This window comes from Hyphomicrobium sp. GJ21, from assembly GCF_001006785.1.
Taxonomy (GTDB): Bacteria; Pseudomonadota; Alphaproteobacteria; order Rhizobiales; family Hyphomicrobiaceae; genus Hyphomicrobium_B.
Map to the genome: position 1 here is coordinate 728,693 of NZ_CDHO01000002.1, position 25,736 is coordinate 754,428.

Annotated in this window: 24 protein-coding genes and 1 tRNA gene; 11 read left to right on the top strand and 14 right to left on the bottom strand. The window is 61.1% G+C overall.

What is annotated here, in order from left to right; all coding sequences use genetic code 11:
• Nucleotides 1-75 precede the first annotated feature (75 nt).
• The 5 genes from HYPGJ_RS06465 to HYPGJ_RS06485 all read right to left on the bottom strand — a co-directional run bounded on the left by HYPGJ_RS06465 (nucleotide 76) and on the right by HYPGJ_RS06485 (nucleotide 6,770).
• Nucleotides 76-1,914 (bottom strand): monovalent cation:proton antiporter-2 (CPA2) family protein, encoded by a 1,839-nt coding sequence (locus tag HYPGJ_RS06465; protein WP_046846384.1) that lies wholly within the window; start codon nucleotides 1,912-1,914, stop codon nucleotides 76-78.
• 258 nt (nucleotides 1,915-2,172) lie between these two features.
• Nucleotides 2,173-2,811, bottom strand: coding sequence for a PQQ-dependent catabolism-associated CXXCW motif protein (locus HYPGJ_RS06470; RefSeq protein WP_101536116.1), 639 nt, complete (start codon nucleotides 2,809-2,811; stop codon nucleotides 2,173-2,175).
• 118 nt (nucleotides 2,812-2,929) lie between these two features.
• Complete coding sequence (locus tag HYPGJ_RS06475; RefSeq protein WP_244466028.1) at nucleotides 2,930-3,814, bottom strand: substrate-binding domain-containing protein; 885 nt, start codon at nucleotides 3,812-3,814, stop codon at nucleotides 2,930-2,932.
• 253 nt (nucleotides 3,815-4,067) lie between these two features.
• A complete protein-coding gene (locus HYPGJ_RS06480) occupies nucleotides 4,068-4,598 on the bottom strand; it encodes a c-type cytochrome, methanol metabolism-related (RefSeq protein WP_244466029.1) in 531 nt (176 codons plus the stop codon).
• 345 nt (nucleotides 4,599-4,943) lie between these two features.
• Complete coding sequence (locus HYPGJ_RS06485) at nucleotides 4,944-6,770, bottom strand: methanol/ethanol family PQQ-dependent dehydrogenase (RefSeq protein WP_046846387.1); 1,827 nt, start codon at nucleotides 6,768-6,770, stop codon at nucleotides 4,944-4,946.
• Nucleotides 6,771-7,215: 445 nt separating this feature from the next.
• On the opposite strand from HYPGJ_RS06485, the gene HYPGJ_RS06490 reads away from it, so the two are divergent.
• The gene (locus tag HYPGJ_RS06490; RefSeq protein WP_046846388.1) at nucleotides 7,216-8,184 is read left to right on the top strand and encodes a quinoprotein relay system zinc metallohydrolase 2; all 969 of its coding nucleotides are present in this window, start codon (nucleotides 7,216-7,218) and stop codon (nucleotides 8,182-8,184) included.
• Between the two features lie 173 nt (nucleotides 8,185-8,357).
• Here the strand turns inward: HYPGJ_RS06490 and HYPGJ_RS06495 are convergent, their stop codons facing one another.
• The 4 genes from HYPGJ_RS06495 to HYPGJ_RS06510 form a co-directional block, all read right to left on the bottom strand.
• The gene (locus tag HYPGJ_RS06495; RefSeq protein WP_200185679.1) at nucleotides 8,358-8,720 is read right to left on the bottom strand and encodes a hypothetical protein; all 363 of its coding nucleotides are present in this window, start codon (nucleotides 8,718-8,720) and stop codon (nucleotides 8,358-8,360) included.
• The gene (locus tag HYPGJ_RS06500; protein ID WP_046846389.1) at nucleotides 8,717-9,400 is read right to left on the bottom strand and encodes a hypothetical protein; all 684 of its coding nucleotides are present in this window, start codon (nucleotides 9,398-9,400) and stop codon (nucleotides 8,717-8,719) included. The genes HYPGJ_RS06495 and HYPGJ_RS06500 overlap by 4 nt, the downstream gene beginning before the upstream one ends.
• Before the next feature lie 177 nt (nucleotides 9,401-9,577).
• On the bottom strand, nucleotides 9,578-10,528 hold the full coding sequence (locus HYPGJ_RS06505) for a beta-propeller fold lactonase family protein (protein WP_244466030.1): 951 nt from the start codon (nucleotides 10,526-10,528) through the stop codon (nucleotides 9,578-9,580).
• Complete coding sequence (locus HYPGJ_RS06510) at nucleotides 10,528-11,082, bottom strand: SRPBCC family protein (protein ID WP_046846390.1); 555 nt, start codon at nucleotides 11,080-11,082, stop codon at nucleotides 10,528-10,530. Before HYPGJ_RS06510 ends, HYPGJ_RS06505 begins: the two co-directional genes overlap by 1 nt.
• A 221-nt stretch (nucleotides 11,083-11,303) precedes the next feature.
• Here HYPGJ_RS06510 and HYPGJ_RS06515 point away from each other — a divergent pair, with 221 nt between their 5' ends.
• The 5 genes from HYPGJ_RS06515 (at nucleotide 11,304) to HYPGJ_RS06535 (ending at nucleotide 16,356) form a co-directional block, all read left to right on the top strand.
• On the top strand, nucleotides 11,304-12,590 hold the full coding sequence (locus HYPGJ_RS06515; protein WP_046846391.1) for a formylmethanofuran dehydrogenase: 1,287 nt from the start codon (nucleotides 11,304-11,306) through the stop codon (nucleotides 12,588-12,590).
• Between the two features lie 21 nt (nucleotides 12,591-12,611).
• Entirely contained in the window at nucleotides 12,612-14,276 is a 1,665-nt protein-coding gene (locus HYPGJ_RS06520) for a formylmethanofuran dehydrogenase subunit A (protein WP_046846392.1), read from the top strand.
• Nucleotides 14,273-15,175: a formylmethanofuran--tetrahydromethanopterin N-formyltransferase gene (gene fhcD, locus HYPGJ_RS06525; RefSeq protein ID WP_046846393.1), complete on the top strand. Its 903-nt coding sequence runs from the start codon at nucleotides 14,273-14,275 to the stop codon at nucleotides 15,173-15,175. The genes HYPGJ_RS06520 and fhcD overlap by 4 nt, the downstream gene beginning before the upstream one ends.
• Nucleotides 15,175-15,984: a formylmethanofuran dehydrogenase subunit C gene (locus tag HYPGJ_RS06530; protein WP_046846394.1), complete on the top strand. Its 810-nt coding sequence runs from the start codon at nucleotides 15,175-15,177 to the stop codon at nucleotides 15,982-15,984. The genes fhcD and HYPGJ_RS06530 overlap by 1 nt, the downstream gene beginning before the upstream one ends.
• Before the next feature lie 171 nt (nucleotides 15,985-16,155).
• Nucleotides 16,156-16,356 carry a hypothetical protein gene (locus HYPGJ_RS06535; protein WP_046846395.1) on the top strand — a complete coding sequence of 67 codons (201 nt, stop codon included), beginning with the start codon at nucleotides 16,156-16,158 and terminating at the stop codon, nucleotides 16,354-16,356.
• Between the two features lie 2 nt (nucleotides 16,357-16,358).
• On the opposite strand, the gene HYPGJ_RS06540 is transcribed toward HYPGJ_RS06535, so the two are convergent.
• Entirely contained in the window at nucleotides 16,359-17,141 is a 783-nt protein-coding gene (locus HYPGJ_RS06540) for a DUF1194 domain-containing protein (RefSeq protein WP_046846396.1), read from the bottom strand.
• Between the two features lie 306 nt (nucleotides 17,142-17,447).
• Between HYPGJ_RS06540 and HYPGJ_RS06545 the strand changes: the two genes are divergently transcribed.
• The 4 genes from HYPGJ_RS06545 (at nucleotide 17,448) to HYPGJ_RS06560 (ending at nucleotide 21,284) form a co-directional block, all read left to right on the top strand.
• Nucleotides 17,448-19,184 (top strand): cytochrome c biogenesis protein DipZ, encoded by a 1,737-nt coding sequence (locus HYPGJ_RS06545; protein ID WP_046846397.1) that lies wholly within the window; start codon nucleotides 17,448-17,450, stop codon nucleotides 19,182-19,184.
• Between the two features lie 149 nt (nucleotides 19,185-19,333).
• Entirely contained in the window at nucleotides 19,334-19,624 is a 291-nt protein-coding gene (locus HYPGJ_RS06550; RefSeq protein WP_046846398.1) for a GlsB/YeaQ/YmgE family stress response membrane protein, read from the top strand.
• A 133-nt stretch (nucleotides 19,625-19,757) separates the two neighbouring features.
• Nucleotides 19,758-20,492: a hypothetical protein gene (locus HYPGJ_RS06555; protein ID WP_046846399.1), complete on the top strand. Its 735-nt coding sequence runs from the start codon at nucleotides 19,758-19,760 to the stop codon at nucleotides 20,490-20,492.
• Nucleotides 20,493-20,696: 204 nt separating this feature from the next.
• Nucleotides 20,697-21,284 (top strand): HdeD family acid-resistance protein, encoded by a 588-nt coding sequence (locus HYPGJ_RS06560; protein ID WP_046846400.1) that lies wholly within the window; start codon nucleotides 20,697-20,699, stop codon nucleotides 21,282-21,284.
• Nucleotides 21,285-21,373: 89 nt separating this feature from the next.
• Here the strand turns inward: HYPGJ_RS06560 and HYPGJ_RS06565 are convergent, their stop codons facing one another.
• Nucleotides 21,374-21,670, bottom strand: coding sequence for a hypothetical protein (locus HYPGJ_RS06565; RefSeq protein ID WP_046846401.1), 297 nt, complete (start codon nucleotides 21,668-21,670; stop codon nucleotides 21,374-21,376).
• Between the two features lie 351 nt (nucleotides 21,671-22,021).
• Between HYPGJ_RS06565 and HYPGJ_RS06575 the strand changes: the two genes are divergently transcribed.
• Nucleotides 22,022-22,417 carry a hypothetical protein gene (locus HYPGJ_RS06575; protein ID WP_046846403.1) on the top strand — a complete coding sequence of 132 codons (396 nt, stop codon included), beginning with the start codon at nucleotides 22,022-22,024 and terminating at the stop codon, nucleotides 22,415-22,417.
• 125 nt (nucleotides 22,418-22,542) lie between these two features.
• Here the strand turns inward: HYPGJ_RS06575 and HYPGJ_RS06580 are convergent.
• From HYPGJ_RS06580 to glpX, 3 genes are all read right to left on the bottom strand, one after another.
• Nucleotides 22,543-22,617, bottom strand: a tRNA-Glu gene (locus HYPGJ_RS06580).
• A gap of 158 nt (nucleotides 22,618-22,775) precedes the next feature.
• Nucleotides 22,776-24,626, bottom strand: a complete 1,851-nt coding sequence (recJ, locus tag HYPGJ_RS06585) for a single-stranded-DNA-specific exonuclease RecJ (RefSeq protein WP_083984044.1) — start codon at nucleotides 24,624-24,626, stop codon at nucleotides 22,776-22,778.
• Between the two features lie 111 nt (nucleotides 24,627-24,737).
• A complete protein-coding gene (glpX, locus tag HYPGJ_RS06590) occupies nucleotides 24,738-25,736 on the bottom strand; it encodes a class II fructose-bisphosphatase (RefSeq protein WP_046846759.1) in 999 nt (332 codons plus the stop codon).

A 25,736-nucleotide genomic window follows, 5' to 3' on the forward strand; every position in this document is an offset into this window, starting at 1 on the left:
CCGTCTACCGCGGTTAACCCCTGTCAAGGGAATTAAGGCTGGCTTTTCGAGCACTTGACAACCAATGACCAAGTGTCACGCCGCACCAGCCCGGGATTTCGACTTCGCCTCGCGGGGCGTCGCCTCGGAACGGGCAAGCGAGGCCTCTTCGATCTCATCCTCCTGGAACAGCTTTTCGAGCATTGCTTGGGACGAGCGCGCGCGTTCGATCAGCTTGTCGGCGTCCGAGGTGAGCTTGTAGTCCTCGTTCAGGCGTCGCTCGTCGTGATCCCGGAAGGTATTGACGGCGCGTTCCGCAACCCGCTGCGAATAACCGAGCCCAAGCAACAACAGGCGCGTCAGGTCGAGAGAGGCCAGGAAGGTTTCGCGCCTCAGTTCCGCGACGCCGAGATCGAGCAATCGCATCGCATGCATACGATCTCGGGCCCGCGCATAGACCGGCACATGCGGGTACCGCGTCTTGACGATTTCCGCCGCGCGCATCGAAGCTTCGACGTCGTCGATTGCGAGGACAAACGCCCGCGCCTTTCCGATCTGCGCCGCTTCGAGAACTTCCGGACGGCTGACGTCTCCGAAGAACGCCTTGTTGCCGAAGCGCTTGACGAACTCGATCTGCTCCGCGCTGATATCGAGCGCGGTGAACGGAATGCCCTTGGCCCGCAACACGCGCGCCGTGATCTGACCGAAGCGGCAGAAGCCCGCGATCACGACATGCCCGTCTTTCTCTGGGATCGGATCGAACGCACGCTGCGGCGCCTGCTTCTTGAACAGCACGCGCTCGAGCATCAACAGCAGCGGCGTCATCGCCATCGACAGTGTGACGACGACCGCCAGGATTTCAGACGGGCGCGTGCCGAGCACGCCTGCTGCGCGACCGACCGAAAGCAGCACGAATGCGAATTCTCCGCCTTGCGACAGTGCGAAGGCCAAACGCCGCGCAGGTCCGGCTTCGAGCCCCTGCCAGCGCCCGAGTCCGAAAAGAATGACCGATTTTACGGCGATCAGTGAGATCGTCAGCAGCGCGATCAGCACTGGCTCCGAGACGAGCAATTTCAGGTTTAGCGACATGCCGATTGCGGTGAAGAATATGCCGAGCAGCAATCCTTCGAACGGCGCGATGTCGGCTTCGAGTTCGTGACGATAGCTGCTCTCGGCCAGCAGCGCGCCGGCGATGAATGCGCCGAGAGATGCGGAAAGACCAACCGCCTCCATGATCAGCGTCACGCCGACGACCGTCAGCAGCGCCGCCGCCGTCATGGCCTCCTTGACCTTCGAAAGCGCGACGACGCGCAGCAAGAAATCGAGCACGTAGCGGCCGACGAAGACGACCGCCGCGATCGTCGCCAGGCCTTTCCCGAACGCCAGATAATCGATGTGCGGAACCTGCTGCGTGGCGCTCACGGCGAAGTATGGCGCGAGCGCGATCAGCGGAATTGCGGCGATGTCCTGAAAGAGCAGCACGGAAAATCCGAGACGCCCGTGACGCGCCTGCAGTTCGCCGTTCTCCTCCATCACCTGCAGCGCGAACGCCGTCGAGGACAACGCCAGCGCCGCTCCGGCGAACAGCGCCGGCTGCCATTGCGTGTCGAAGAACAGCATCCCGACGAAACCGAGCGCGATCGCCGTCATTACGACCTGCGCCGATCCGAGACCGAACACAGCCTGGCGCATCGCCCATAAACGCTTCGGCCTGAGTTCAAGACCGATCAAGAACAGCAGAAGCACGACGCCGAACTCGGCAAAATGCAGAACCTGCTCTGCATCCTGCTCGGAAAAAAGGGCGCCCGCTCCGAAAGGGCCGAGCATCACGCCAGCGACCAGATAACCGAGGACGGCCGCTATTCCGAGCCAGCGCGCGAGCGGTGCGGCGAGTGCCAGGGCCGCGAGCAGAATCGCGAGTTCATGGAGAGTCACGCTCGTTCCTCATCTTCTGGGGCAAGGATTTTGAAGTCAGTACGCGAAATACTACAGGATCGGCGGGTGCACGAATCCGGGCGAACCGTGAAGCAATAAGCCGGGCTTATTTCGGGCAAACTTGCAGTTTCAGCGATCGTAAATTGCCGAGGCATCCGAAGCACTTCGGAAAAAAGGCTGAATATGCCGGACGCGTCAATGCACGAGCCTGCATAATCCGCGATCGAGCAACCCTGGCATGCGCTGACGCACTGACTGCTAGCGGCGCGGATGAACCTCTTCCAGCAACCCGCCCTCCTCCTGCCAGCCGTCCGAGCCGTCGCGGTACCAGTCGACGTTACGATAGCCGTAAGTCAAGGCGCGCTTCGCGGCGTTCCAACTCATCCAGCAGTCCCGGAGGCAGAAGAAGACGAGCCGTTTCGATGTGTCGCCGCCGCTCAGCTCAGCGAGACTGCGCCGAAAGTAGGTGTCGTTCGCTTCCGAAAGCACTCCGTAACCCACGTTCGGAAGCCAGATGGCGTTCTCGATGGATTGATGCGTCGTCTCGCGCCACAGCGTTCCGGCCGGCAAATTCGGCGGTTTCGGCGGATGCGGATAGACGTCGATAAAGACGGCGCTCTTCGTTTGCCAGAGTTCCGTCGCATCGCGATTGGACAGGACGGTTGCGCCCTTCAGCGTCAGCGGCACCGGAGAGCGATAATTGTCGGTTCGATAGGTGTCGGGTTCAGGAGGCGGCGTGCGCGGTGTCGAAGGCGTGGGCGATGTGATGGCGACGTCAGCGCCGTCTACTGCGCCTGAAGGTGAGGACGCCATCGCGACCGCTGCGAACAGAGCACTGGCGACGCCGATGATGCCCAGGCCAACGTATCGCAATCGCATCCGTCGTGATGATTTCATCGCAGGCTTCCGGCACATCAACCCGGAACTTTCTGGCATTATTTGAGATTGCGCGGAAGCTATAAGGGCGAGCGCACGATGACGTGCGCTCGCCCACGAGATCAGGAAGTCGCAAAAATCAGGGAGCGGCGGTTGCGGGCTGCTCCGGCGTTGCTGCCGCTGCCGCAGGCGCAGCCGACCCTTCCGCTGCTGCGGTCGTACGCGGCTTCGTCACCATCTCCATCGACGTATCATCGTCGACGAGCAGCGGCACGCCGTAGTCGAGCAGCACCTTGTCGATGTCGCCCTGGCGCTTGCGAATGATTTCGTTCAGCTGGCGCTTCCACGCATCGTCGCCGTTGCGCACGCCCATCGTGATGCGGAACGCGATCTTGCCGCCGACCTTTTCTTTCAAAAGCGGAACGACAACCAGCGGCTCACCGCCGCGCGTCGCCCAATAGGCGCCGATCGGGCCCCAAAGAACACCGGCATCGACTTCGCCCTTGCGGATGTCGTTGATCATCTCTTCCGCCGGATTGAAGTATCGCCGGTCGACGTTCATCCGGTAACCGCGGACATTGCTCATGAGACCGTTGGCTGCCACGACATTGCCGCCCGGCGTCCCCTGCTCGACGCCGATCCGCTTACCCTTGAGACGGGGATCAGCGAACGTCTCTATTCCGTCGAGGCCCGTACCCTTCTTGTAGAGAAGAACCGACGTCGATCGATAGATGGCGTTGGTGTTGAGGACGATATCGTCGCCCTGTCCCCATCCGATCACGAGGTCACAGCGCTTCGCCGCCAGCGTCATGCGGATGAAACCGAGCGACTTCGGATACCATGTGTAGACGACGGGCACCTTCAGTTCATCGGCGATGATGTCGGCGATCTTGTTTTCGAACCCCTCGCCTTTCTGATTGGAGAACGGCATATCCGAAGGGTCAGCGCAGACTCTGAGTTCCTTGCGGTTGACCAGATCTGCGCGCGGAACGTCGGCAGCGTGCGCCGAACTTGTAAACGCCAACGCTGAGATCACCCCAGCGAGAGCGAATGCCAGGACAGGCACAGGCGATAGCGTGTTTGCGATAGCTTGCTTCCTCACAGCGGTGACCCTTTTTTATTTTGCGACGTGGTTCGAACGATCCGTTACGAAAAGGGGCAAGCCGGATCACGACCTGCCCCCACAGTAAATCTGTCGAACGGATATTGGGTGTCTTCCGCAACGCCGAGAGCGCAAGACGCATCAAACTTTAGTGAGCTTGGGAAATTCCGGTCCCTCAGCCAGTGCACTCATCAGCTGCTTTTTTCGCTTCGTCCGAGATATCTTCGCGTCCGTTAGGACGGCCCGGAGGCATGATGCCGAGCGATCGCGCTTTGATGTAGGTGTAGATGTCGTCGAGGTAACACATGATGTTCTTGTCTTCGCCGAACGACGGCATGACGAACATCGTGCCTCCTCTATTCTCTTTCTTGCCGCCAGAAACGATGCCGACGAACGTGCTGTAGTCCATCGTCTTCAGCGAGTCGGCCAATGCTGGTGCGAACGTGCTGCCCAACGCATTCGGACCGTGGCAGACGTGGCAAGCGTCATGATAGCGGCGGAAACCGTTCCATGTGCCCCAGTCGACCATGTAGTCCTTGGTCGCGATAGGCTGCGGGTCGCCGTCCTTATTGCGATACCGGCCATCCTCGAACTTGTAGCCTTCCTGCTTGGCGAGTTCCGAAACCGGATCGGGCGGAGACGTGCGATCCTTGATGTCGGTCGGTGCAGCGTCCTCAGCAATCACGGGAATGGAGACCGTCGTCATTAGGGCGGCGCAGGACATGACTGCCACCGCAATTTTTTTACTGAACTTTCCCACGAGTTTCCTCTTGTCGTTGTGTCTTCTCTAAAACGCCGGATGGGTTCGTTGTATCCCATCTTCTTTGTTTTGGTATGGAACTTACGCGCCGCGCTCAATACCCCATTTGCTTGTTTATCCGGTACATGAGGGCGCAGCAGCGGGAGAATTCCTAGCAGATTTCCCGGGAGGTCTCTTGATTTTGCCCATTTGGGCAAAACTCTCGAAATCGCGTCGACCGACGGTCGTAAAACGTAAAAAGGAGCCGGCGCAGGTTAACCCACGCCGACCCCCAAATCGTGACCTTCACTCCTATGGGAGAGCGAAGACGGTGAGCGAGCCACCAAGGTTGGTGTACTGCCTGAGGCCAGCGTAGCCACCGACTGCACCCAGACCATCGGTCGGGTTCGTCAAGCCAGCAGCAAGACCGATACCGGCCCAGCCACCGACGCCCGAGAACACGGCGACGTACTGCTTACCGCCATGCGAGTAAGTCATAGCGTTGCCGATGATGCCCGACGGCGTCTTGAACTTGAACAGTTCCTTGCCATCCTTCTGGTCGACGGCTTTGAAGTAGCCCTCGAGCGTGCCGTAGAAGGCAACGCCGCCAGCCGTGGTCAGAGCACCCGACCAGACCGAGAACTGCTCAGGCTTCGACCAGACGATCTTGCCCTTCACGCCATCCCAGGCAATGAAGTTGCCCATGCCGCCATGGCTGTCCGGAGCCGGGAACATGGAGAGCGTGGCGCCCACGTAGGGCTGACCAGCCGTGTACGAAACCTTGAAGGGTTCGTAGTCCATGCACACGTGGTTCGTCGGGACATAGAACAAGCCGGTCAGCTTCGAGAACGAAGCCGGCTGCTGGTCCTTGGAGCCGAGAGCCGCAGGGCAGACGCCCTTCGTGTTGACGTCGGCGCCCTTGCCGTCCTTGAACGTCGAGTACTTGGCGACGCGGATCGGACGTCCATAGTTCTTGCTGGACTTGTCCATGTCGACGCCAGTTGCCCAGTTCACGGCCGGGTCATACTTCTCAGCGACGAGAAGCTCGCCCGTAGCGCGATCCCAGGTGTAGCCGAAGCCGTTACGGTCGAAGTGCGTTGCGATCGCGCGCTTCGTGCCGTTGAAGTCGAGCTCGGCCAGGATCGGCTCGTTGATGCCGTCATAGTCCCACTCGTCGAACGGCGTCATCTGGTATGCCCACTTGGCAACACCAGTGTCGACGTCACGAGCGAACATCGTCATCGAGTAGAGCTGATCGATCGGCTTGCCGTCCGGTCCCGCGCGCTGAGCAGGGTTCCAGGTCGAGGGGTTGCCGGTGCCGTAGTACATCAGGTTGAGGTCCGGATCGTAGGCCATGTAGCCCCAGGTCGAACCGCCACCGATCTTCCACTGATCGCCATTCCAGGTCTTCAAGGACGAGTCCTTGCCAACCGGCTTGCCGAGCATCGTGGTCTTCTCGGGGTCGACGAGAATGTCCGAATCCGGGCCCATCGAGTAGGCGCGCCAGACCTTCTTGCCGCTGTTGATGTCGTAAGCGGTCATGTGGCAGCGAACGCCGAATTCAGCGCCCGAAATACCGATAACGACCTTGTCCTTGACGACCATCGGAGCCTGAGTTCCGGTCTCGCCCTTCTTCGGGTCGCCGTCGACGACCTTCCAGAGTTCCTTGCCGGTCTTCGCGTCGAGAGCGACGAGCGAAGTGTCAGCCTGGTGCAGGAAGATCTTACCGTCGGCGTAAGCGAGGCCGCGGTTGACCGTATCGCAGCACATCACCGGAATGACCGACGGGTCCTGCTTCGGTTCATACTTCCAGATGATCTTCTGTTCATCGGCGAGGTTCAGAGCGAACACGATGTTCGGGAACGCCGAGTGAAGCCACATGGTGTCGCCGACGACCAGCGGGCCGCCTTCGTGACCACGAAGAACGCCGGTCGAGAACGTCCAAGCCACTTTGAGCTGGCCGACGTTTTCGGTCGTGATCTGGTCGAGCGTCGAGTAACGCGTACCAGCATAGTCGCCGGACTGGATTGCCCAGTTATTCGGATCACTAGTGGCTTTGATCACGGATTCGTTGGCCCACGTCGGCCCCGAAAACGCGACTGTCGCTAGTAACCCACATGCGAATGCACTTTTGCGCATTGCGCTTCCTCCATTTTGAGAAAAGTCTTGCCACGCTTGCAAGTCGATCCCGAGAACCTTCCGATTTTTCCGCCACGAAGCCGAGGATTTTGCGGGATTTTTTCCCGTCTTAATCTCAACTTCGTGGGTTTCTTCACGGAACCGTGTAGAACCGGTAGCTCCTCGTGAACGGTCGGCATGTAGACATTTTTTCCCAGTGTCCGCAACACGAAGTGCGACGCCGGTGCGCATGTGGCAAATTAGGACAATGTCTCTGACCAAAAAAACCTCAGAAAACAAAGGCTTTCTTCGCGCTGCACCACAAATGCTGCAGCGCACGACTACTTGTGACGGTCGGGAAAATTATGTCAGGCGATCACGCGAAATCGCGAGTTCGTGATCAAATGCGAGCGCAATTCAGACTTTGCAACGATCGGGATTTTCCGCTTATTGCAGAGACATAGCCATGACAGAAAAATCCCGCATTTTCTCCCGTCCGACGCGCAAAGAATTCCTACGAGGTGCTGCTTCGGCAGCGCTTTTGCCGCTGTTTCCGCAAATTTTAACGGCTGCGGCCTCTGAAGCTGAAGTGTCGGAAGTCGCGCCTGGCGTTTTCGTTCACGTCGCGCCCTACGAACTCGTCGAACCGACCAACCACGGCGACATATCCAATTCATGCATCATTGTCGGTAACGATGCCGTCGCGGTTGTCGATACCGGCGGCTCGTACCTCGTCGGCAAGGCCCTGCGGGCTGCCGCCGCCAGGGTGACCAGCAAGCCGATCCGCTACGTCATCAACACGCACATGCACCCCGATCATGTGCTCGGAAACGCCGCTTTCGACGGTATCGGTGCGGAATTCGTCGGGCACGCCAAGCTCCCGGCTGCCCTTTCGGCCCGGGCGGAAAGCTATCTGCGGACTGCGCAGACGAGGCTCGGAGAAACCGGCTTCGCTGGAACGAAAATCGTCATTCCGACGAAGCTCGTCAGCGATACGTTGGATCTCGATCTCGGAGGCCGCAGTCTGACGCTCAAGGCGCGGGCGACCGCGCATACCGACAATGACCTGACGGTGTTCGACAGCACGACAGGGACGTTCGTGCTAGGCGATCTGCTCTTCTCCGGACACATTCCGACGCTCGACGGCTCTATCGTCGGATGGCTGAAGCTGATCCCGGAACTGATGAACGAAAAAGCCCAGCGCGCGATTCCCGGCCACGGGCCGAAATCGATGCCGTGGCCCGACGCGATGCTGCCGGAGCAGCGCTATCTCGAAACGATCGCACGCGATGTCCGCACCTTGATCAAGGACGGCGCGACGCTCGAGCAGGCGCTCAAAACGGCCGGTCAGTCCGAGCGTGACAACTGGCAACTCTTCGCCGAACTCAACGGCATGAACGTCACCGCCGCCTTCACCGAACTCGAGTGGGAATGATGCGCTTGGCGGCTGCCTCCCACAGGGGAGCCGCCAGCGCCTGTAGTATCCGCGTCCGGCGGCCGGCTCCCCGCAGGGGAGTCGCCGGACGCAAACCAAACAAGCTCACCGGACGCAATTAGGACTTCGCGTTTGGCGGCCGGCTCTCCGAAGGAGAGTCGCCAAACGCCACACTAAAAGCAGCGCAACTCGCCTTCGACCTGCGCGCGCCGCATGTTTTTGATCTTCTCCTGCATCTGCGGAATTTTCGTCCAGGCGACGTTTTCACCGCCCTTCAATCCGACAGACAGCAGCGTCTCGGCTTCTTCATACTCCGTGTAGGGAAGAAGCGACGCAATCTGATCGATCGAACACGAGCACTTCTCAAGCACGTCGCGCGTCTGACCGTTGACGGCCATGCACGCGTAAACATAGTCGGCGCGCGCGACCGTCGGATAATCGTTCCCCGGCAGTTCCTGCGCTACCGCTAAGCCCGCTACCGGAGTTGCGGCTGCGAATATCAGTGCAAAGAGTGTGTGCTTGCCAGTCTTTGTCATTTTACGTCTCCTACACCCTCGAGCGTCGTCGTTTCGAGAAGCGTCGGCGCGGCTTTGTCCGAATTGCTGATATCTGCGATCACCCGCGCCAGATGTCCCGGAATTTTATCTGAGAGGGCGATCTTGAACGTCGAGTTTTCAAATCCGCCCATCTTCGACTTCGAGGGGTCATCCGCATAAGGCGTCGCGGTGATCTCATAGCCGTCGACCTCCGCGCCCTTATACAAGATCTTGACCGGGGCAATCGTTGCACGCTCCGCCAGATAGCGGCTGAAAGTGTTCTTCAGATACGCGCTGTCGCCACCCGCAAGCTGGCGGAAGTGCGAAACGGCGTTGTCGAGGCACACGACCATCATCGGGTTGCCGTCCATACCGGTAATGCGCTGCGGATCGCGCGCGCGATCGCCGCTGTACATCTGCACGATGACGTTTTTCTTCCCCTCCGTCGCGTCGCTTTCAACGGTTACCGTGATGTCGTCGGTGTAGCCGGCGCCGAGCATCTGCTCGTTGGACGGTTTGCGATTGAATTTGTAGTCGAGCACCGTGCCAGCGGTAAGATTTGAGATATGCGGGGTATTGAAAAGAAGATCGGTCGGCTTCGGCAGATCGGAGGCGCCCGCCGCGGCGGGAACGAGCATGGCAAACAATGCGAGTGCAACAACGGGAATTCTCAATGTCACGGGTTCCTCCAGGCGTCCAAACTTGCTTGTTTTTCCCGCTCTTTAGCCGTAGCTCCGCGGATTGACCAGCTATCGTCGGAAGATCCGGTAACTGCGGCGGCCGGGCGGTTGGGTAAGTTTGGCAGCAAGATGCCGGAAGAAGCCCCCGCGCGGAACTTAAAACCGCGTAACCTCGCGCTAGCGCAGGAATTTCCCGAACGCGCGCGGTCCGTCGCCGACATCAGCCTTGCCGGTAACCTTGAGCGTGTCTGCATCGAGCCGGATCAGCACGTTGTCACCCCAGCACGCCACGTACACATCGCTGCCCGATGCGTCGGCCTCGATCCCTTCCGGGTGATCGCAGAGCCGGACGGTCTTGATCGGCGATAATGTTCCGAGATCGAATACGGTGATGCCGCCACCGTACTGGTCCGTCGAGAAACCACGGCCCCGCGCCAGCGCGACAGCATATGGCCTGCGTCCGGTCGGGATTGTGCCGATAAGACGCCGGGCGGCGATATCAATGACGCTGACGTCGTTGCTTTTGACGTTGGCGATATAAGCGCGCTCGCCTTTTGCATCGATCGTGACTCCGAAGGGGCGCTGACCCGCCGGTATCGACGCCACGCGGGTACGGGTCGCGATGTCGATGATCGAGACGGAGTCGCTGTCGCGATCAGCTGAGAGAAGCAGACGCCCGTCCGGCGTCACGGCAAGGCCGGACGGCGATTGGCCGACCTCGATCGATCCGGTAACCGTCAGAGATTGCGCGTCGATGACGATCACCCGGTGCGAGAACCAGTCGGCGACATAAACTTCGGGCAGCGAGGGATGGGCGGCAATGCCAAGCGGCCCGCCTCCCAAGGCCAGCCGCCGTGTCACGACGCGCGAGACAGCGTCGACCTCGACGAGTTCCTTGCTGTCGGGCGCCGTGACGTAGGCCTTCGTCCGGTCTGGCGAAAGCGCGATGCCGGCCGGCTTGCCGCCGATCGCGAGGGTCGCGACGCTTTTCATCGTCGCGAGATCGACGAACGACAGGCTGTCGGCCGGTTGATTGGTCGTCAACGCTTCGGCCGCCAGCGCGACCGGTTGCTGTCCGCACAGGGCGAGAACAGCAACCGCCACGCCGGCGCGAATGCGATGCAGCACTACTTGCCGCCTTCGAGCTTGGACTTCACGGCTTCGAGCGTGCTCTTGTAGAGATCGGTAACCGCTTTCTTCGACGCCTCGTCGCTCAACTCCGGCGGTGGATCGTTATTCATGAAGCCGCGATAGAACGCGCCCTTCCACTCCAGCGTCGACTTGTCCGCGCCGTTCGCCGTCACCGTCACGTGTGACGAATAATCGTTAACCGGCAGAACCTTTACGTCGACCTTGGTGATCTCATAGCTGAAGGTCATTTCCTTGGCGTCATACGCATCGAGCGCCTCTTCGACGATGCCGCCGTTCTTGAGCGTCAGCGTGCGTTTCGCGCCGTCATTGCCCGTTCCGCTCGCCGGCTTGTTGTCGCCGGTGCCTTCGGTCTTGGCGACGGCCGGGATCCAGCTTGCATCCTGGAAGTTGCCGACGAGGGCCCAGACTTTCTCAGCAGGCGCATTGATTTCAATGGATTCCGTAACTTTCTGGCGCGACGGACCATGAGCCCAGGCCACGATCGGCAGAGAACTCAAGATCGCGGCCGCGATCGCCAAGCGTTTCAACATGCAATTCCTCCGGAGACTTCAGTTGCAAGAGTCCGATGTGGGCCTTTCGGCTGACCGCGGACGGCAGGCGCGCCAGATTTCACCCGAGACGGCAAATTGTATCGCACCGTGCCGAAGCCCCTTAGCACGCTTGACCGCCAGGGTGAGAGTTGGTTTACCTCCCGAATTGTACGAATGTCGAATCCCGGTGGGTAGCGTCCTTGGCTCTGAGAGGTGATGGATTGGAATCCGAAAAGTCGAGGAACGGCGTAAATCATTTCGAGAATATAGCGTGTCCCTTCTGCGGTATCGCTTGTGACGACCTCGAGATCGGCCCATCCGGCAGCGGCGGCCTGAAGGTACTCAAGAACGGCTGCGCCCGGTCCGTCGCCGGGTTTGAGCGCCCCCTGGTTGAACCCAGCCCCGAGGTCGATGGCAAAAGCGTTTCTCTTGAAGAAGCGGTTGCGACGGCTGCCAAGCTGATCCGCGAGAGCCGCCTGCCAATCTTCAGCGGCCTCGGAACGGGCGTTGAAGGCGTGCGCGCCGTCATGGCGCTGGCTGAAGCTGGCGGTGGCGTCGTCGATCATGCCTTGAGCACAGCGAGCTATCGCAACACCCGCATCCTGCAATCGAGCGGATGGCTGACGACATCATTGACCGAAGCCCGCAACCGCGCCGATCTTTTCATCATCGCCGGCAGCGACGTGCACACGAGCAATCCGCGCTTCTTCGAGCGCATCGTCTGCAACGAAGCATCGATGTTCTCCGACAATCCGCCGAAGCGGACCGTCGTTTTCCTCGGTGAAGGCCTGGATCAGTCGGCGGCTAAAGGCCCGCGCGTCGGCGAAGTCGTGACGATCCCGTGCAAGACGGATCGCGTCGGCGAAATCCTCGACACAATGCGTGCGATGCAGAAGGGCGCTATCATCACCGATGAAACTATCGGCGGCGTCCCGCGCGCAACCGTTGAAGACCTGTTCGCTCGCTTCAAGGCGGCGACCTACAGCGTCGTCGTCTGGAACCCGGCGTGCTTCGATTTCGCCGGTGGCGATCTGACCGTGCAGGCTATCTGCGAATTCATCAAGGAAGCCAATCTCACGACACGTTCCGCCGGATTGTCGCTTGGCGGCAATGAAGGCGCGCCCTCTGCCGTCTCGGTATGCGCCTGGCAGTCGGGTTACCCGCTCCGTGTCTCCTACGCGAATGGCAAGCCCGAATACGACCCCGAACTCTACGATGCTGATCGTATGCTGGCGGCCAAGGAAAGCGATTTGCTCGTCTGGCTCGCATCGATCGGCGACGATCTCGTCCCGCCCGAGACCGATGTAACGACGATCGTTCTCGGCACGCCCGGATTGAAGCTCAGCCGCAAACCGAAAGTCTTCATTCCGATTGGTACGCCCGGCGTCGATCATGCCGGCCGAATGATCCGGGTCGACAACGTCGTTTCGCTGCCATTGCGCAAGCTTCGCCAGTCCAAGCTGCCGTCCGCCATGGACGTTCTCGCCTCCATCCAAGCCGCCCTCTAAGGCCAACATTCGAGATCAAGAATGCTCATCAAGCTAACCGGCGGCCGCATCTACGATCCTGCGAACGGGATCGATGGCGAGGTTCGCGATATCTTCATCGAGAACGGCCGTATCGTTGACCCGTCTCCGAACGCGAAAGTCGCGCACGAATATCCGGTGCACGGGCGCGTGATCATGGCGGGCGGCATCGATCCGCACTCGCACATCGGCGGCGGCAAGATGACGATCGCCCGCATGATGCTCCCTGAAGATCACATCGGCCAGGAGGTCGAGCGCACCGACATCACGCGCGCCGGCGTCGGCCATGCAATTCCCTCGACGATGACGGCCGGCTATCGCTACGCCGAGATGGGATATACGGCGGCGTTCGAACCGGCGATGCTACCGGCAAACGCGCGCCAGGCTCACATGGAGCTCGCCGATACCGCGATCATCGACAAGGGCGCGTTCGCGATGCTCGGGTCGGACGATTTCTTCCTGCGCCAGCTCGCGGGCAAGCAGGATTTCTCGGCGATCAAGGATTACATCGCCTGGACGATGCACGCGACGCAGGCGATCGCCGTCAAGGTCGTCAATCCCGGCGGCATCAGCGCTTTCAAGTTCAACCAGCGCAAGCTCGATCTCGACGAGAAGCATGTCTATTACGGCGTCACGCCGCGTGACATCATCCTCGCGCTGGCGCGCGGCCTGAAGGAACTCGGCGTCGTCCACCCGATCCACATCCACGGCTGCAACCTCGGCGTTCCGGGCGGCGTGGAAACGACGCTCGCGACGATCAAGGGTGCCGAAGGGTTGCCGATCCATCTGACGCACATCCAGTTCCACAGCTACGGTACCGAAGGCGATTTGAAGTTTTCGTCTGCCGCCGCTGAGGTTGCCGAGGCAGTCAACACCAATCCGAACGTCTCGTGCGACGTCGGCCAGGTGATGTTCGGCCAGACGTGCACGGCCTCCGGCGACGCCATGCGCCAGTTCGTCAACACCCGCTCGGCCTATCCAAAAAAATGGGTCGTGATGGACATCGAGTGCGATGCCGGCTGCGGCGTCGTCCCGTTCAAATATCGCGACAAGAGCTTCGTGAACGCGCTGCAGTGGGCGATCGGCCTTGAGCTGTTCCTGCTGATCAACGACCCGTGGCGTCTGTTCCTGACGACCGACCACCCGAACGGCGGACCGTTCACGTGCTATCCGCACTTGATCCGGTTGCTGATGGATAAGGCGTTCCGCCAGGACGTCATGCAGACGATCAACCAGGACGCGCTGAAGTATTCGACGCTCGCCTCACTCGATCGCGAGTACACGCTCTATGAGATCGCGATCATGACGCGTGCCGGACCGGCGCGCAGCCTCGGTCTCGCCGATCGCGGACACTTGGGCGTCGGCGCCTGCGCGGACATCACCGTCTATGACGACAATCCGGATCGCGAAGCGATGTTCGCGACGCCCGAGATGCTGTTCAAGAACGGCGAGCTGATCGTTCGCAACGGCAAGATCATCAAGGCGGTGAACGGCGCGACGCACGTCGCACGCCCCTCATACGATCGCGGCATCGAACGCCAGCTGAAGCGCTACTTCGACGACTACAACACCGTGCGGATGGAAAACTTCCGCCTGTCGGATGAAGAGATTCTAGACCATGGCCGCGGCTCCCTTATCATCCAACCGACGAAGGCGCGCTTAGCATGAGCAAGACGGTCAACGGTGTCGAAATCGACGATACCTTCGCCGAAGCCTTCGGCATGAGCGGCACCGGCATCATCATCACTGCCGATACGCTGAAATGGGCGCGCATCGCGGCAACCGTCGCCACCGGCTTCGGCACATCCGTCATCGGCTGCGGCGCCGAATGCGGCATCGACAAGGAACTCAGCCCCGACGAGACGCCCGACGGCCGCCCCGGCGTCCGCATTCTGATCTTCGGCTTTTCGCCGGATGCGCTCGTGCCTCAAATCCGCAACCGCATCGGCCAGTGCGTGCTGACGAGCCCAGGTTCCGCCTGCTTCTCAGGGTTGAAAGCCGCCCAATCGCTGGGCCTCGGCAAGGCACCGCGCTATTTCGGTGACGGCTATCAGACATCCAAGAAACTCGGCGACAGCCGCTACTGGCGCGTTCCGGTGATGGACGGCGAGTTCGTGATCGAGGAAGAAACCGGCGTTACGACGGAAGCCGTCGGCGGCGGCAACATGCTGATCCTCGGCACCGATCGCGCCGGACTGCTCCAGACGGCGGAAGAAGCCGTCGACGCGATCGCCAAGATCGACGACGTGATCACGCCCTTCCCCGGCGGCATCGTGCGCTCCGGCAGTAAGGTCGGAGCCAAATACGCGGGCATGTTTGCGTCGACCAACCACGCCTTCTGCCCGACGCTGCGCGGCACGGTCAAAAGCGAACTCAGCGCCGACACGCTCGCCGTCCTCGAAATCGTCATCGACGGCCTCACCTCGAAATCGGTTGCCGACGCGATGCGCGCCGGTCTCAAGGCCGTAACGGACACCGGCGCCAAACGCGGCGTCACCCGCATCACTGCCGGCAACTACGGCGGCAAGCTTGGTCAGCACCACTACCATCTGAAGGATTTGATCTGATGAGCGGCCTCACGCTGCGCCTCAAGGCGCCCGCGACAGCGCGGATCAATCTTGACGGCATCACGCCCGCCAGACTTGCGGCTCTCTCGTCGCACGAAATCGGCCGGATCAACGTCGGCGTCGACAAAGGCGGGCTCGATCTCGCCGACGCCTTCGACGTGCACGGACACGCCGGCGAAACGCTCACGATCGAAGGCGCGACCGCCAACCTCGACTATGTCGGCGGCGGTCTCGACAGCGGCACGCTCCGCGTCGTCGGCGACGTCGGCTCTTACGCGGGCCGCAAGATGAAGGGCGGAAAGCTCGAGATTCGCGGCAACGCCGGACATTACCTCGCGTCCGGATCGACCGGCGGTTTCATCCACGTCTCGGGTAACGCGGGCGACAACGCCGGCGGTTTCATTCCTGGCGATCGCTTCGGCATGCTCGGCGGTACGGCAGTGATCGGCGGCAACATCGGCGCCCGCGCGGGCGACAAGATGCGGCGCGGCACGATCATCGTCAAAGGCAAGACGGGCGAAGGCGCCGGCTCGCGCATGATCGGTGGAACGATTTGGGCGGAAGGCGGCATCGGTCCCCGCCCCGGCTTCATGATGCGGCGCGGCACCCTGATTGGACCGAGCGTCGAAAGCCTGCTGCCGACGTTCGTTGACTGCGGTAAACACGATCTCGTGATCGTGCGCGTCATCTCGAAGTATCTGAAGGACACGCTCGGCGCCCTTGCTCCCGCGCCTATGCCCTTGTTTGTCCGTAAGATTGGCGGCGACACGGCCACCATCGGGCGCGGCGAAATTCTTCTGCCTGCGTAGCAACTCTACGCATCCGCGCGCGGCTGGCACGTAATACCCTCGACGGCGTTGACGTAGTAGGGTTTCAAACCCGGCGCGAGTTGCAGCGACCGCTCCTTCTGTGAGCGGGCGAACATGGAAATCGCGCCGTAATTGCGTGATCTTTCGCTCGCTCCGAGGGCTTCGAACCAAATGCTCGCAATCGTCCTGTCGGCCTGCATGGCCAATCAGCCGTCCATCTGCAGGGACTACAAGATCCCGATCAAGGAAGGCATCGACGCCATGCACTGCATGACGGACGCACCGCCCTACTTCGCGCAGTGGAACGAGGATCACCCCGGCTGGCAAATCAAGCGCTGGCGCTGCGCCTCGACGAGCGAGGACGACATCTGAGGCTACCGAGCGGCACTCGCGACCGCCGTCAAATTCGGCGGCGGAAGAACGCCGCTCACCTCGATCACGAATTTCTGGCGAATGGCGCGTTCGAAATCTGAATAGCCAAGCGCCGGAAGCACGAAACTTCCCGGCCCCGCCATGACGTGCTCGCGGTACCATTGCTCGAGCGGCGGCTTGCCGCCCGGCACGGCCTTGGGCAACAGCGCGCCGGCGTCCGGCGTATCGAGCAAAATCGGCAGGCCATTGATGGTCACGCCGTTCGCCACGAGCTCGTCGCGAACTTTTTCGATCGGCTCATCGGCATTGCAGTTGTCCGGGCCGTCCCCCGATACGTCGATGACGATGCGCGCGGCTTTGGCCGGAATCTGCGGCACGATCTTATCGTTCGCCGAACGCAGCATGCGCGTCATGCACGTGAACTCGCCGCCCTGATGCGGCAGCTTGCGAACGCGTTGCGCAGCCGCCAGCGCATCCGCCTTGTTCGCGATGCGGATCCACGGAATGACGAACGCCGGTTTGTCGGCCCACGACACCATCGAGAACAGGATGCCGCCGCTCGACCCGCCGGTGATCGCCTCGATCACGCCAGGGTCTTCGAGAGCTTTCGCGATGCCCTCCATCTGCAGTTTGTAGCGCGCCTCGTCGACGGAATTCGACACGTCGACGGAGACGACGAGCGCTGTATCGACCGGAGTGGCGTCGTTCGCCGCGTACGTGCCACCGGAAAGCAATGCGGTCGCAATCGCAAGGACCGCGCCAAGCGCCGATTTCAAATGTTTCATCACGCTTGGACTATCGATCCTGCTTGTTGTGAGCAAAGTCGCGAGAGCCTAGCAAACGGTGTTTCGCGCGCCAAGCTCGGATGCTGGCCGCCGCCACTGGCCGAAGGGTCTAATCCGTCCATGCCAGAACGTCAGACGCAGCAGACCGTTCACTTGCGCGATCGCATTGCACCGGCGCGCCGGACTAGGGCGACCGACGATTGCAGCGTAGGCTCCGAGACAATGTCGTAACGTCGCCGTGCTTGCGCGCGTAGACGTTGTGCTCGCGAGGCTTGGGGCTTCGGCGTGCAGATATGGTGAACCGGCATGCTTCTCATCCTTCTCGCCTATATCGGCGGAATTCTCACAATCGTCAGCCCGTGCATTCTACCCGTGCTGCCGTTCGTCTTTTCGCGCGCCGGTCAACCATTTCTCCGGAGCGGATTACCGATCCTCGCCGGTATGGCGGCAACCTTCGCACTGGTGGCGTCGCTTGCCGCGATCGGCGGAGGTTGGGCGGTCGCCGCCAACGATTATGGCCGCATCATCGCGCTCATCATCATGGCGGTCTTCGGGTTGACGCTGATCTTTCCGGAAGTGTCGGAACGCCTGTCGCGCCCTGCCGTCGCGCTCGGAAATCGCTTGGCGCAAAAAGCCGAAGCGAACGGCGAACAATCGTCACCCTGGTCATCGCTGCTACTCGGCGTTGCAACGGGACTTCTCTGGGCACCCTGCGCCGGACCGGTTCTGGGTTTGATTTTGACGGGTGCGGCGCTCGAAGGCGCGAGCGCGCACACGACACTCCTTCTTGTGGCCTACGCAGCCGGAGCCGCGACATCGCTCGCGCTGGCGCTGTTGGCGGGCGGACGCATCTTCAACGCGATGAAAGGCTCGCTTGGCGCGGGCGAATGGATTCGTCGCGGACTAGGCGTTGCCGTTCTCGTCGCCGTCGTCGCGATTGGAGCCGGCGCCGATACCGGATTGCTGACACGACTGTCGCTCGCGAGCACAGCGCCGCTCGAGCAACGCCTCATCGACATGCTTCACCGCACGCCGGATGCGGGCACCGATAGCGAGCTTGCCGCCGCGTCGGAAACGTTGCCCATCGAAGGTCGCGCGCCTGCACTGAGCGGGGCCGTCGACTGGCTGAATTCAAAGCCGCTCACGCCAGACGATTTGAAGGGCAAGGTGGTGCTCGTCGACTTCTGGACGTACTCCTGCATCAACTGTCTCAGAACCATCCCCTACGTTCGCGCCTGGGCTGAAAAATACAAAGATCAGGGTCTCGTTGTCGTCGGCGTGCATTCTCCCGAATTCGCGTTCGAGAAAAATATCGCGAATGTCCGCAACGCCATCTCCGATCTCAAGATCGCCTACCCAGTCGCCGTCGACAATAATTTCGCGATCTGGCGCGCTTTCAAAAATCAATATTGGCCCGCGCACTACTTCATCGATGCTAACGGCAACATTCGTCATCATCACTTCGGCGAAGGCGGCTACGCAGCTTCGGAGCGCGTCATTCAAAAGCTTCTGGCCGAAGCTGGCAAAGCGAACGTCGCCGATGGAACGGTGAGCGTCTCGGCCTCGGGCGTCGAAGCCGCCTCAGTATTCGCGAACGTCGCGTCACCGGAAACGTACGTCGGCTACGCGCGAGCCGAGAACTTCGTGTCTCCCGACGGCGCGCCACGCGACACGGCGCACACCTACAGCGGCGAACCGAAAACGCTGAACGAATGGAGCTTGAACGGAAACTGGACCATCGCAGCCCAGCATGCCGCGCTCAATACCGCGGGCGGCAGCATCGTCTATCGCTTCCGCGCACGCGATCTGCATCTTGTGCTGGGTCCCGGTGCCGACAAGAAACCCATCCGCTTTCGCGTGACGATCGACGGCAAAGAGCCCGGCGACAATCACGGCTTTGACGTCGCTCCCGACGGCAGTGGAACTGTGACGGAAGACAAGCTTTACCAGCTCGTCCGGCAGAGCGGCGATATTCGCGAGCGCACGTTCGCCATCGAGTTTCTCGATTCCGGCGTCAACGCTTATGCCTTTACGTTCGGCTGATCGACCACATCACGTAGTAACATCGCGCGAAATGCACACATCTCGCGCGATCCCGTTAACCCTCATTGGGCGACGGCATGCGCCGTAAACTATTCTGGGTTTGCAAATCGGTGTAGGATTTCGGCTGGCGCGAACGCTGGAGTCGCAACATGCCGACACTCGACCAGTTCATCGTCTGGCTTGTCATCGGTCTCATCGGTGGCGCCTTGGCCGGATCGCTCAGCACGTGGAGTAAAGAGGGCTTCGGACGCGCGAAGAATCTCGCGCTCGGATTGGCCGGCGCTTTGATCGGCGGCTTTCTGTTCCGCGTCCTTGGCGTTTTTCCGGATCTCGATAAGTACTCGATTTCTTTGCGCGACGTGATTGCCGCGGTCATCGGCTCGCTCATCGTGCTGGTCGCAATCTGGGTTTACCAGCGATCGGCGCTGCCTCGACTTTAGCCGGTTTCGCCATCTGGCGCAGGCCTCAGGGCCGTATTCAGTGGACCTGAACCGGTTACGCGCATATGACACGGCCTCAAGGGGCACATCTGGAACTATGTGAGGTGTTGCGCAGTACAGATAGCTCTGAACCATGACCAGAACACTCGCCTTAGCAGCGGCAGCCCTGATGCTGTCCGTCTCCAGTGCCTCAGCCATCGGGTTTCTGACCCAGATGAGCTGCGCGAGCGACTACTACGCCTACTGCAGCCAATTCCAGGTCGGATCGAAAGAGCTGCGCATCTGCATGCGGCGCGCTGGTCCGAAGCTTTCGAAGTCCTGCCTCAACGCGCTGATCGCCGACGGCGAAGTTTCCAAATCAGAGGTGGAGCGGACGCGTCAGGAAATTCTTGCCGCGAAGAACGCCGGCAAGCAGCCGCCCGCCAAACAGAAAGCCGAAGAGCCGAAACAGAAGCGGACCGAGATCGCGAAAGCCGACGACGCTGCGCCGAAAGCGCGCGAAGATAAAAAAGCCGATAAAGCCGATAAGGAGCGCGCCGCTCCTCACAAAGCCGAAAAGCTCACGATCAACGAGCAAACCTTCGCTGCCCTGAAACAACGGCAACCGAAATTCATCGAGGAAGCGTCCGCCGAAGAGATGCCGCCTCCTCGCGACGCGGACAAACGCGCGGACGCGCCGGCCGCAAAATCAACGGCGTCCAGAAGCGACGATACGCAGGACGAACCTCGCGCCAAAAGTCACAAGAAAAAGATGTCAAAGAAATCGAAAGCCGAAACTCCGGCTTCGAAAAAGAAAGCGAAACTCGCTGAGAAACAAGAAAAGGAGCGCTCCGCAAAGCGAAACAAGCATCTGGCCAAGCAACAATGATCGGGCGTCTGCCTGCGCGCTCTCCCAGACTCTCGAAAACAATGCTATATCTCGTTGAATTTCGACGTCGTACTTCCGTTTTTATTTACCAACGTCCGTTTCAGCCGCAGCCTGACCATCTCTGCAATTGACGGCATCGCGGCCAGTCGTGAAACTGAATACACAGTTTGATCCTTTCCAAGCTCCAGCTTCAGAGAGGTTGACATGGCAACACGCACGTATCCTCCCGGCACTGTTCTTATGCGCCCCATGCTTGATGGCTTGGCTCGCAACTGGTGGCTCATTCTGTTGCGCGGCATCTGCGCCATCATCTTCGGGCTGCTGACGATCATGTGGCCCGGACTGTCGCTTTTGACGCTCGTCATTCTGTACGGCGTGTTCGCTCTGTTCGACGGAGGTTTCGCGATCGGCGCCGCGATCATGGGCGATACGCCGACGCCGCGCTGGTGGCTGGCACTCGTCGGCGTGCTCGGCATTCTTGCCGGCGCGGTCACGCTGGCTTGGCCTGGCATCACCGGACTGGTGCTGCTTTACTTCATCGCCGGTTGGGCGATCGCCGCGGGTGTGTTTGAAATCGTCGGCGCGATCCGGCTGCGCAAGGAAATCGATGGCGAATGGTTGTTGATCGCCAGCGGTCTCGTCTCGGTGCTGTTCGGTGTTCTGATCCTGATGTTCCCCGGCGCCGGCGCACTCGGCCTCGCCTTCACCATCGGCATCTTTGCGCTGATCTACGGCTTCCTGCTCGTCGGCTTCTCACTGCGCCTGCGCAAGCACGCCGAAGTCCGGATCTGAGGGACAAGCAATAGATCGAATGCGTTTGCGGCGGCTGTCACGGCCGCCGCATTTTTTTTAATTCGCCAGAATTGCACGGGCGAGCGTGCTTATAGGCAGAGCCAAGCGCCGATGCAGGGTTTCGGCGTCGTCACTTTGCACGCCATCTGCGAGGAATGGCATGTCGTCATGGTCGAGGCGTCGTCGCATTTCGTATGGACTGGCCCCTTGCCCACGCGGCCCTGCCCATAGATGACGTTTGCAAGACCATGCGTCGAGAACAGCACGGCGATATCGTGGGTCACAGCCTGCCCGACCGCGCCGATCTTGACGCAATCCGCCTGAGCCGTCGCCGAGAGTGCGAACACCACCGCAATCGTTGCGAAGCCTAATTTCAGAGACCGCATTTGCCCCTCCAAAAATGATCCGTATCGGTGCGGAAGCTAGTTGAGCGCGCAAACCCCGACAACAAAATCGGTGCCTTGCAAGGGGGTGCTCCCGTAATGAACCCGGCGAGCGTACCGCTTTTGCCACCATCGGCGTCCGGAGCGGCCATCTCGAAAAACAAGCTCGCAGACGGAGAAGCTCAGGGACAACATGTCCAAACGCACGATCTTCTCCCAAAAACGAAATTGTATATTTATATCGGAAACAACTATGCGATTTCATCGCATTCGCCCGCCAAGTCTCTGCGAGCGAACAATTAAGTTCGACGATTGATTTCACGCCTCGGAAGTTCGGAAGCAAAGAAAACAAAAATGGAAAAATCCCCGCCGCTAGCGCCAGAACTTGTCAGCGAATTTGTTCGCAAGGCCCATAGCGATATCGACCGCGTGCGCGAATTGCTGGAGATTGAACCAAAACTCGTCAACGCCAGCTGGGATTGGGGCGGTGGCGACTTCGAGTCTGGTCTTGGAGCGGCGGCACACACAGGGCGCCGTGAAATTGCGTTGCTGCTGATCGAGCGCGGCGCGCGCCTTGATATATTCGCTGCGGCAATGCTCGGGATGCTGGACGTCGTCAAAACAGCGTTGACGGCATGCCCCTACGCACGGAAATCCTTAGGTGCGCACGGCATCCCTCTCATCGTTCACGCCAAGATGGGCGGAGAACCCGCGCGCGAAGTCTATGAGTTTCTGGGATCGCTGACGTAAACGCCCTCTGGCTCCAGAGGCCGGCTCCGGACAGCCAACATCAGGGGTATTCTCAAGGGATGCTTGGAGAGGTTGGCCATCAGTGAGGCCCACCCTGGGGCTCAGCGCCAACTCGTTAAAAGACTTGGCGCTCCCTACGGGAGTCGAACCCGTCTTTTCAGATTGAAAATCTGACGTCCTAACCGATAGACGAAGGGAGCGTGGCCACCGCCTGGAAAGGCAACCCTATAATCGGCTTCGGGCGTCCTTGGCAAGCGCGGCTCATCGGCACGTTCCTGCGACAGGATGGCGTTCGCTCGAGACCCCAAAATCAGGCCTGAAATCAGGTCTGAAACCAGGCCGCAAATCAGGCCCTAAATTAGGACTGCCAGCGAGGATCGGCCGCATCCTCGATCTGAAGTTCGACCCGGTCGCGCCCGCCCCAGGTATCGCGCCGGAGGTGCCCGGCGACGTGCAGCGGCATTCCCCCGCCCGACATCAGCAGATCACCCAGCGGCTGGCCTGCGGCGCGGAACGCGATGGCGTCGAGACGCGCGCCGTCGCCGCCCTCGATCAGCACCCGAGCGTGCGCATCCCCCACGACCTTCGCGAACTTCACCCGATGCGCCGGGAACACGAAGCGCGGATCAGGATTCCCCTGCCCGAACGGACTGACGCGCTCGATCATATCCATCAGCTCGGTCGTGGCGCCCGACGCGACGAGCGCAGCATCGATATCGAGCCCGGCGGCCTCGTTCGCCGTGACGGTCGCCGTCCTGAGCTGCGTCTGGAAATGAGCTTCGAGCGCCGCAAGATTGTTCCGTCCGACCGTCAATCCGGCAGCCATCGCGTGGCCGCCTCCCTTGACGAGCAGCCCAGCCGAAACGGCCGCACGCACGGCCGCGCCGAGATCAACGCCCGGGATCGATCTGAGCGACCCGGTCCCCTCGTTTGGCCGCGAGGCTTCTGCTTCCCACGCGATCACGCACGCGGGCCTGCGAAAGCGTTCGACTAGGCGGCTGGCGACAAGTCCGACAATGCCTTTGTGCCACGTCTCCGACGCGACGATGACCATCGCGCGCGCCGGATCGTCGGCCACCTGCTGATCGGCGATCGCGAGCGCTTCCTCGAGCATGATCGCTTCGACGTCGCGGCGCTCTTTGTTGAGGCGATTGAGAAGCTCGGCGATCTTCTGTGCTTCGACCGTGTCGCTCGTCGAAAGCAGCGTCGCGCCGAGGGCCGCATTGCCGATGCGCCCGCCTGCATTGATGCGCGGACCGAGAATGAATCCGAGGTGATACGGCGTCGGTGGCGTCGTTAGCCCCGCAACGTCAGCCAGCGCCGTCAAACCGACATTCTCGCGGGCACGCATCACCGCGAGGCCTTTTTTGACATATGCGCGATTGAGACCGACGAGGGGGACGACATCAGCGACGGTCGCGAGCGCCACGAGATCGAGCGATGCCAGCAGATCCGGCTCGCGCACGTTGGTGTAGAAGCCGCGCCGTCTCAACTCGCGCATCACTGCGACGAGAACGAGGAATACGACGCCGGCGGCGCAAAGCATTCCTTGCCCCGAAATATCGTCCTGGCGGTTCGGATTGACGACCGCTTCGACGTCGGGGAGCCGCTCGTCGGCCTGATGGTGATCGATGACGACGACGTCCGCGCCGAGCTTGCGCGCCGCAGCCAGCGGCTCGAAACTCGTCGTGCCGCAATCGACAGTCACGATCAGCTTCGCACCTTCGTTGACCAGCGTTTCGATGGCGCCGACGTTCGGCCCGTAGCCTTCGAACAGCCGATCCGGAATGTAGATGCGCGACGGCACGTCATGATGCGAAAGAAAGCGATGCAGCAGCGCCGACGAGCACGCGCCGTCGACGTCATAGTCGCCGAAGATCGCGACGCGTTGCTTGGCTTCGATCGCGTCCGCGAGGCGCGCCGCCGCCTTGTCCATGTCGCGGAGCACGCTCGGGTCGGGCATCAGCGACTTGAGCGTCGGATCGAGGAAGCCCGGCACGGCGTCCAACCCGACGTTACGCGCCGCAAGAATGCGGCCGATCATTTCGGGCAAGCCGTGATGCTGGCCGATCGCCGTCGCGAGCGACTTCAGTTCGGGCCGCAGCCGCTCACGCCATTGGAAGCCGCGCGCACTCGAGCGCACGCCGAGAAAAGCGCCGCCGTCGTCCTGGCTCTCTATTGCCGCCTTCGCCAGACTTGTTGAGCGCACCGGAGCCCCCTCTGCTTCCCGTCGCCAAGTTGTATGTCGATTCGCATGCGCGTGCTGCCGCGGGCGGCAATCGCCCACAGCACAAACACAGAGAAAACGGCAGCTTACAGGCTAAATGAAGCGTGCGCCGACGTTGCGCAGCGTCGACTTGATCCGCCTGACCGTGCCTGTCTTGGAGCGCATGACGACCGTCTCGGTCTCGGCGAAATCCCCGCGAATGCGCACGCCCTTGAGCAGCGAGCCGTCGGTGACGCCGGTCGCCGAGAACACGACGTCGGCAGACGCCATGTCCTGCAGCCGGAACTTCCGGTTGATATCGCTGATGCCCATCTTCTCGGCGCGAATGCGCTCTTCGTCCTTCATCGGGATCAGACGACCCTGAATCTGTCCGCCGATGCAGCGCAACGCCGCCGCCGCGAGCACACCCTCGGGCGCGCCGCCGGAACCCATGTAGATGTCGATGCCGGTTTCCTTCGGGTCCGTCGTCCAGATGACGCCCGCGATATCGCCGTCCGGAATGAGTTGCACGCCGGCGCCTGCTTCACGCACGGCCCGGATCAGCTCTGCGTGACGCGGTCGATCGAGAATGCAGGCCATGATTTCGTTAATCGGCACGCCTTTCGCCTTGGCGAGCGCATTGAGGTTGTCCGCAGGCGTCGCATCGAGATCGACGATGTCGTCGGGATAGCCGGGTCCGACGGCGATCTTGTTCATGTACATGTCCGGCGCGTGCAGCAAGCCGCCCTTCTCGGCGATAGCCAGCACGGCCAGCGCGTTCGGCATCGCCTTGGCGCAGATCGTCGTGCCCTCGAGCGGATCGACGGCGATATCGACTTCCGGACCCTCGCCGGTGCCGACCTTCTCGCCGATGTACAGCATCGGAGCTTCGTCCATCTCGCCTTCGCCGATGACGACGGTGCCTTGGATTTCGACGCGGCCAAGCTCCCGGCGCATCGCATCGACGGCGGCCTTGTCGGCTGCCTTTTCGTTGCCGCGTCCGCGGAGCTGCGCCGCTGCGATAGCAGCCGCCTCAGTCACACGCGCGAGTTCCAGAACGAGGATGCGCTCCAACCCCGGACCGTGCCCGTTCGTTTGCTCCGTCTTGCTCAT